Source organism: Streptomyces niphimycinicus (assembly GCF_018883605.1).
GTDB classification, from domain to species: Bacteria; Actinomycetota; Actinomycetes; order Streptomycetales; family Streptomycetaceae; genus Streptomyces; species Streptomyces niphimycinicus.
Genome location: NZ_JAHLEM010000539.1, coordinates 1 through 7,123 on the forward strand (window position 1 = coordinate 1; position 7,123 = coordinate 7,123).

General features: G+C 68.8%; 5 protein-coding genes. 2 read left to right on the top strand and 3 right to left on the bottom strand.

Features of this window, described 5'->3' with window-relative positions; all coding sequences use genetic code 11:
- The 3 genes from KN815_RS35460 to lepA form a co-directional block, all read right to left on the bottom strand.
- Positions 1-1,086: ATP-binding protein (locus KN815_RS35460; RefSeq protein ID WP_216345954.1), on the bottom strand; the 1,086-nt coding region annotated here is incomplete at its 3' end.
- A gap of 185 nt (positions 1,087-1,271) precedes the next feature.
- A complete protein-coding gene (locus KN815_RS35465; RefSeq protein ID WP_216345955.1) occupies positions 1,272-3,161 on the bottom strand; it encodes an AMP-dependent synthetase/ligase in 1,890 nt (629 codons plus the stop codon).
- 287 nt (positions 3,162-3,448) lie between these two features.
- Positions 3,449-5,326, bottom strand: coding sequence for a translation elongation factor 4 (lepA, locus tag KN815_RS35470; RefSeq protein WP_216345956.1), 1,878 nt, complete (start codon positions 5,324-5,326; stop codon positions 3,449-3,451).
- A 239-nt stretch (positions 5,327-5,565) separates the two neighbouring features.
- On the opposite strand from lepA, the gene rpsT reads away from it, so the two are divergent.
- A complete protein-coding gene (gene rpsT / locus KN815_RS35475; protein WP_059147918.1) occupies positions 5,566-5,832 on the top strand; it encodes a 30S ribosomal protein S20 in 267 nt (88 codons plus the stop codon).
- Positions 5,833-6,326: 494 nt separating this feature from the next.
- On the top strand, positions 6,327-7,123 hold a 797-nt coding region (locus KN815_RS35480), incomplete at its 3' end, for a hypothetical protein (protein ID WP_253209435.1).

Consider the following 7,123-nt stretch of genomic DNA (forward strand, 5'->3'; position numbering starts at 1 on the left):
GGGCCCGTACGCGGCGGGGTCGGCCGGCCAGGGCCACTCCACGGCGCTGCCGCGGACGGCGGCGGGCACCTGGGGCGGCTCCTTCTCCAGCACCCGCCGCAGGCCCTCGATGCGCCCCTCGCCGGCGTGCCAGACCCGGGCCAGCCGGGGCGGGCCGCTCGTGGAGTCGAGCCAGATCGCGCACCAGTCGGCGAGCCGGGGCACCAGCAACTGTCCGGCCAGCGAGGTCACCATGTCCTCGTCGAACTGCCCGGCCAGCAGGTCGGACGCCTCGGCGAGGAAGGAGAGCGCGCCGCGCTGGATCCAGTCGGGGTCGAGGCGGACGGGGGCGCGGCCCGGCGCGGGCGCGACGATCTCGACGGCCTCCTTACGGCCTTCACAGACGACTCCCGCACCCTCGGGGACGGGGCCCAGGCCCTCGCGGACGGCCCCCGGACCGAACCCGCCCTCGGGCTCGGCCACGGTGCCGCTCGCCGGGTCCATGGCGGCCGTGGCGTCCAAGGCGTCCATGAAGGCCGAGCCCATGCCGCCCGCGCCCGCGGTGGCCGCGCCCGTGGGCGCCACCGCCATCTGGAACCACACCGACTTGGTCGCCCGCCGGTAGGTCGTCCCCCAGGACTCGGCGATCTCGGCCACCAGCCGCAGCCCGTGGCCACCGGCGTACTCGGGCCGCTCGTCCGGATCCGGCGGATCGCCGCGCACCACCCGGGTGGGATGGTGGTCGGTCACCTCCACGACCAGGGACGGCGGTTCGCCCTCGCGGTCCGACACATCGAGCGCACAGCTCACCTCGACGGCGGTGCCGGCGTGCACCACCGCGTTGGTGACCAGCTCGCTCACCAGCAGTATGGCCTCGTCCGCGACCCGGTCGGTGACCCGGTCGGCGGCCGGGACCTCGAGCGCGGCCCAGTCGGCGAGGGCGGCGCGGACGAACCGGCGGGCGGCCGAGGCCGCGAGCGGAGTGCCGGGCAGGCTGACGCGTGCCGAGGCACTGGTACGAACGGGGCCAACGCCACCCCCGACCGGTAGAACAACCCCACCGCCCTCAACCGACCCACCAGAAGTGGCAGAAGATGACGTCCCCACTGCGCGGCTCCTGAAGAAGCTCCGTCATAACGCCGTATCCGTAACCGTATCCGGCACGGACAGAGTGACAGACGGACCGCCCTCATATGCACCGGGTTACGCAAGTGAACCCCGATAAGGGGAAAATTCATGTGTCCGGCGGGCCGGTCAACCTGAAATCCGGTGCGGGGTCGTATCCTTGCCCGTTAAACCTCTCGCGTTCCCGCGTACATGTCCTCGATCAGAGCCTTGTACTCACGCTCGACCACCGGCCGCTTCAGCTTCAGACTGGGCGTCAACTCCCCGTGTTCCACGTCGAGATCGCGCGGCAGCAGCCGGAACTTCTTGATCGTCTGCCAGCGCTGAAGCCCCTCGTTGAGCCGGAGCACATAGCTCTCGATCAGCTTCCGTGTCTCATCGGTGGCCACGACCTCCGCGTAGGACTTGCCCCCGAGGCCGTGCTCGGCCGCCCACTTCATGATCGTCGGCTCATCGAGGGCGATCAGCGCGGTGCAGTAATTACGGTCGGCGCCGTGCACCAGGATGTTGGAGACGAACGGGCACACCGCCTTGAACTGGCCCTCGACCTCCGCCGGGGCGACGTACTTGCCGCCCGAGGTCTTGATCAGGTCCTTCTTGCGGTCGGTGATCCGCAGATAGCCGTCGGGGGACAGCTCCCCGATGTCTCCGGTGTGGAACCAGCCGTCGGACTCCAGCACCTGCTCGGTCAGCTCCGGCAGCCCGTGGTAGCCCTGCATGATGCCGGGTCCGCGCAGCAGCACCTCGCCGTCGTCGGCGAACCGCACCTCCAGGCCGGGGAACGCCTTGCCGACCGTGCCCGTGCGGTAGTCCGCCGGGTTGAGGAAACTGGCGGCGCTGGACTCGGTCAGGCCGTAGCCCTCCAGGATGTTGATCCCGGCGCCCGCGAAGAAGTAGCCGATGTCGGGCGCGAGCGCGGCCGAGCCGGACACCGCGGCCCGCAGCCGCCCGCCGAACGCCTCGCGCAGCTTGCCGTAGACCAGCTTGTCGGCCACCGCGTGCTGGGCCTTGAGGCCGAACGGCACGGAGGCGGTGCCGGTGCGGCGGAAGGAGTCCTGCGAGGTCCTGGCGTAATCCCGGGAGATCTCGGCCGCCCACTGGAAGATCTTGTACTTGGCCCCGCCGCCCTCGCGCGCCCGCTGGGCCACCCCGTTGTAGACCTTCTCGAAGATCCGCGGCACGGCGCACATATAGGTCGGCCGGACCACCGGCAGATTCTCGATGATCTTGTCGACCCGGCCGTCCACCGCCGTGGTGTGGCCGACGTAGATCTGCCCTGCCGTCAGCACCTTGCCGAAGACATGCGCGAGCGGCAGCCACAGGTACTGCACATCGTCCGGGTAGAGCAGCCCGTCCCGATTGCCGATCACAATGGCCATGTACGACCAGGAGTCATGCGCCAGCCGTACGCCCTTGGGGCGCCCGGTGGTACCGGAGGTGTAGATGAGCGTCGCAAGCTGATCGCCGCGCAGGGCGTCCATCCGCTCCCGCACGGCGCCCGGCTCGCGCTCCAGTCGGGCCGCGCCCCGCTTCTCCAGCTCGGCGAGCGAGAGCACCCAGCCCTCGGGGTCGTCCTCGGCGGGGACCGCGTCCCCGGCCTCGATCACCACCACATGGGCCAGCTCGGGGAGTTCATCGCGCTGCGCCCGCACCTTGGCGAGCTGGGTCGCGTCCTCGGCGATCAGCACCCGGCTGCCGGAGTCGGAGAGGATGAAGGAGGTCTCGTCGGCGTTGGTGGTCGGGTAGACCGTGGTGGTGGCCGCGCCCGCGCACAGCACGCCGAGGTCGGCCAGGATCCACTCGACGCGGGTCGAGGAGGCCAGCGCCACCCGCTCCTCGGGGCGGATGCCCAGTTCGATCAGCCCGGCGGCGATGGCGAAGACCCGATCCGCGCTTTCCCGCCAGGTCAGCGGCCGCCAGTCGGCGGGGCCGGTGCCCGAGGCGGGAGGCACCGGATAGCGGTATGCCTCCCCGTCCGGCGTCGCCTCGACGCGCTGGAGGAAGTGCGTCGCCAAGGACGGCGGCCGGTTCTCGAGCAAGATCTGTGTGTCGGTCACGGCATCCTCCGGGGCCCGCCTCATTGCTTGGTGACTCGCGAGTAACCTTCGAGTGGTGATCAGGGTAGGGGCCGAATCCTTACCGCGTAAGGGGTGAGCGTCACGTTGTTCTCACGAGATGCCCAAGAGGTTCCCCCGCACACAGCAGGCCCGGCGCATCCATCACGCCAGGCCCGCTGACCACACTCGTTCCGTGAGCTCCGCGCCACCGTCGCCGGGGCTCCGCCCTCACCTTCGCCAGGGCGGCGCGTCCGCCCGGGGCATCTGCTACTTCTTCGCCTTGGCGTCTACTTCTTCGCCTTGGCGTCCTTACCGTCGGAGTCGGAGGACAGCACCGCGATGAAGGCTTCCTGCGGGACCTCCACGTTGCCGACCATCTTCATCCGCTTCTTGCCTTCCTTCTGCTTCTCCAGCAGCTTCCGCTTACGGGAGATGTCACCGCCGTAGCACTTGGCGAGGACGTCCTTACGGATGGCACGGACCGTCTCACGGGCGATGACCCGGGAGCCGATGGCCGCCTGGATGGGCACCTCGAAGTTCTGCCGCGGGATGAGCTCGCGCAGCTTGGCGACCAGCCGGACGCCGTACGCGTACGCCTTGTCCTTGTGGGTGATCGCCGAGAACGCGTCCACCTTGTCGCCGTGCAGCAGGATGTCGACCTTGACCAGGTCCGAGGTCTGCTCACCGGTGGGCTCGTAGTCGAGCGAGGCATAGCCGCGGGTCTTGGACTTGAGCTGGTCGAAGAAGTCGAAGACGACCTCGGCCAGCGGCAGGGTGTAACGGATCTCGACCCGGTCCTCGGAGAGATAGTCCATGCCGAGCAGCACCCCGCGGCGGTTCTGGCACAGCTCCATGATCGCGCCGATGAACTCGCTCGGGGCGAGGATCGTGCCCCGGACGACCGGCTCATGCACCGTGTCGATCTTGCCGACCGGGAACTCGCTCGGGTTGGTCACCGTGTGCTCGCTGCCGTCCTCCATCTCCACCCGGTAGACCACATTGGGTGCGGTGGCGATCAGGTCGAGATTGAATTCGCGCTCCAGGCGCTCACGGATGACCTCCAGGTGCAGCAGCCCGAGGAAGCCGACGCGGAAGCCGAAGCCGAGCGCGGCCGAGGTCTCCGGTTCGTAGACCAGCGCGGCATCGTTGAGCTGGAGCTTGTCCAGGGCCTCGCGCAGCTCCGGGTAGTCGGAGCCGTCCAGCGGATACAGCCCCGAGAACACCATCGGCTTCGGGTCCTTGTAACCGCCCAGAGCCTCCTGCGCACCGCGGGTGACCTGGGTGATCGTGTCCCCGACCTTGGACTGGCGGACATCCTTCACACCGGTGATCAGATAGCCCACCTCGCCCACGGACAGCCCGTCGGCGGGGGTCATCTCCGGGGAGTTGGTGCCGATCTCCAGCAGCTCATGGGCGGCGCCGGTGGACATCATCTTGATCCGCTCACGCTTGCTGAGCGTGCCGTCGACGACCTTCACATAGGTCACCACGCCCCGGTAGGCGTCATAGACGGAGTCGAAGATCATCGCCCGGGCGGGGGCGTCATAGACGCCCACCGGGGACGGAACCAGCTCGACGACCCGGTCCAGCAGCTCGGCCACGCCCTCGCCGGTCTTCGCGGAGACCTTGAGCACGTCGGAGGTGTCGCAGCCGATGAGATGCGCCAGCTCGGCGGCGTACTTCTCGGGCTGGGCGGCGGGCAGGTCGATCTTGTTGAGGACCGGGATGATCGTGAGGTCGTTCTCCATCGCCAGATAGAGGTTGGCGAGGGTCTGGGCCTCGATGCCCTGGGCCGCGTCGACCAGCAGAATGCAGCCCTCGCAGGCGGCGAGGGAGCGCGAGACCTCATAGGTGAAGTCCACATGGCCGGGGGTGTCGATCATGTTCAGGATATGGGTGGCCGGCTTGCCGCCCTCGTCCTTCGTCGGCGCCCAGGGCAGCCGGACCGCCTGGGACTTGATCGTGATGCCGCGCTCGCGCTCGATGTCCATGCGGTCGAGGTACTGCGAGCGCATCTGCCGCTGATCAACCACACCGGTGAGCTGGAGCATGCGGTCGGCGAGCGTCGACTTGCCGTGGTCGATGTGCGCGATGATGCAGAAGTTACGGATCAGAGCCGGATCGGTACGGCTAGGCTCCGGCACATTGGTAGGGGTCGCGGGCACGCAGGGTCCTGTGTCTAGGCGGGACGCGGTGTTATGGGAATGGGTCAGTCCCGTCCATGGTCCCATGAATGGCGACCTCTTCCGGGGTTTGGGACGCCATGCACCCTGCTGGTAACCTGGCCGACTGTGTCTCATGCCCCTCGCTGACGGACAGCTCCATGGACTCTCATGGACACCTCCGCGGGCGCGGACGCACACCGAAGCAAGCGAAACCCAACGAACCTGCGAAGGCTTTCTACGTGGCGAACATCAAGTCCCAGATCAAGCGGAACAAGACGAACGAGAAGGCGCGCCAGCGCAACAAGGCGGTCAAGTCCGAGCTGAAGACCGCCATCCGCCGCACCCGCGAGGCCGTGGCCGCCGGTGACGCCGAGAAGGCCACCGAAGCCGCCCGCGCCGCCGCGCGCAAGCTCGACAAGGCCGTCAGCAAGGGTGTTCTGCACAAGAACAACGCCGCCAACAAGAAGTCGGCGATCGCCCAGCAGGTCGCCGGCCTCAAGGGCTGACACCCTCCCGGCCGATCTCGAAGGCTGACCCTTCCGGGGCACACCGCCCCACCCCGCCGCCGGTTTGGGCACAGCGGTCCCTCTCACCCGCTCCGACCGGCAGCCGAGAGCTTGTTCAGCTCTCTCAGCGGCACCGCGCCGCACGCGGCCTGCGTTCGCCACGCGGGTGCGGCGCACACGATCGACACGAAGGCCCCGCGCCTGTCCTTTCCCCAAGGGCAGCGCGGGGCTTTCGCCCTTGATTCGGGTATGTTCACGTCATGTCGACACCGGGGGAAACACCCAATCCGTACGGCCCGCCGCAGCCGCCCCAAGCCCCTCAGCCACCTCAGCAGACTCCGCCGCAGAGTCCGCCGCAGAACCCGCCGCAGAGCCCGCCGCAGAGCTCACCGCAGAGTGGGCAGCAGAGCCCGCCGGAGATTCTGTCGCAGGGGCCCCAGGGATCACCGCAGGGGCCGCCGCCGAGCGCGCCGCCGCCCGGCCCGTATGGTCAGGTGCCGCCCCAGCCCCAGCCGCCCCAGCACTCTCCGTACGCGTACGCCCAGCCGACGATGCCGTCCATCCCCCTGGGCGGTGGCGGGTACGGGCCGATGGGCATGCCGCCCGGGGCGCCGGCCACGGGCTCCGGAGGCGGAGGCGGCGGCAAGGGCTGGCTGTGGGGGCTGGGCGGGGCCGTCGTCGCCTCGGCGGTCTGGGCCGGGGTGCTGTTCGCCACGGGAGGGTTCGAGGACGGGACGAAGGCCGATCTCGCGGGCTACCGCTATCGGACCAATCTGTGCACCCCGACGGATATCCAGCCCTTCAAGGACGCCGGGTACCAGCAGAAGGGCGAGAGCGGGTCGTCAACGGCATCGACCTCGAACCCGCAGCACAGCAGCTCGGAGAACGCCGCGCTGGACTCGATGACCTGCAATATCGACTTCGAGCCGAGCGGCTCGAGCAGCAGCGACTACTCCTCGGTCTGGCTCTACACCACGGCGTCGCTGCACAAGAAGACCAACCCCGGGCCGGAGTTCGAGGCCCAGTACCGGTCGTACGAGGACCAGAAGACGTCCAGCTACAGCTACGAGGTGAGCCCGGTCAGCGGGCTGGGCGACGAGGCGTATGTGGTGAAGCAGCACAACAGCAGCAGCTCCAACACCGGCGCCTATGTGATCCTCGCCGTGCGGGACGGCTGGATGACCTATCAGTCGACCTGGTCGCAGTATGTGTCGTCCTCGTCCAGCGGCTCGGCCAAGACGCCCGAGGAAGCCACCGAGCTGCTGAAGAAGAGCGCCAAGACGACGCTGGA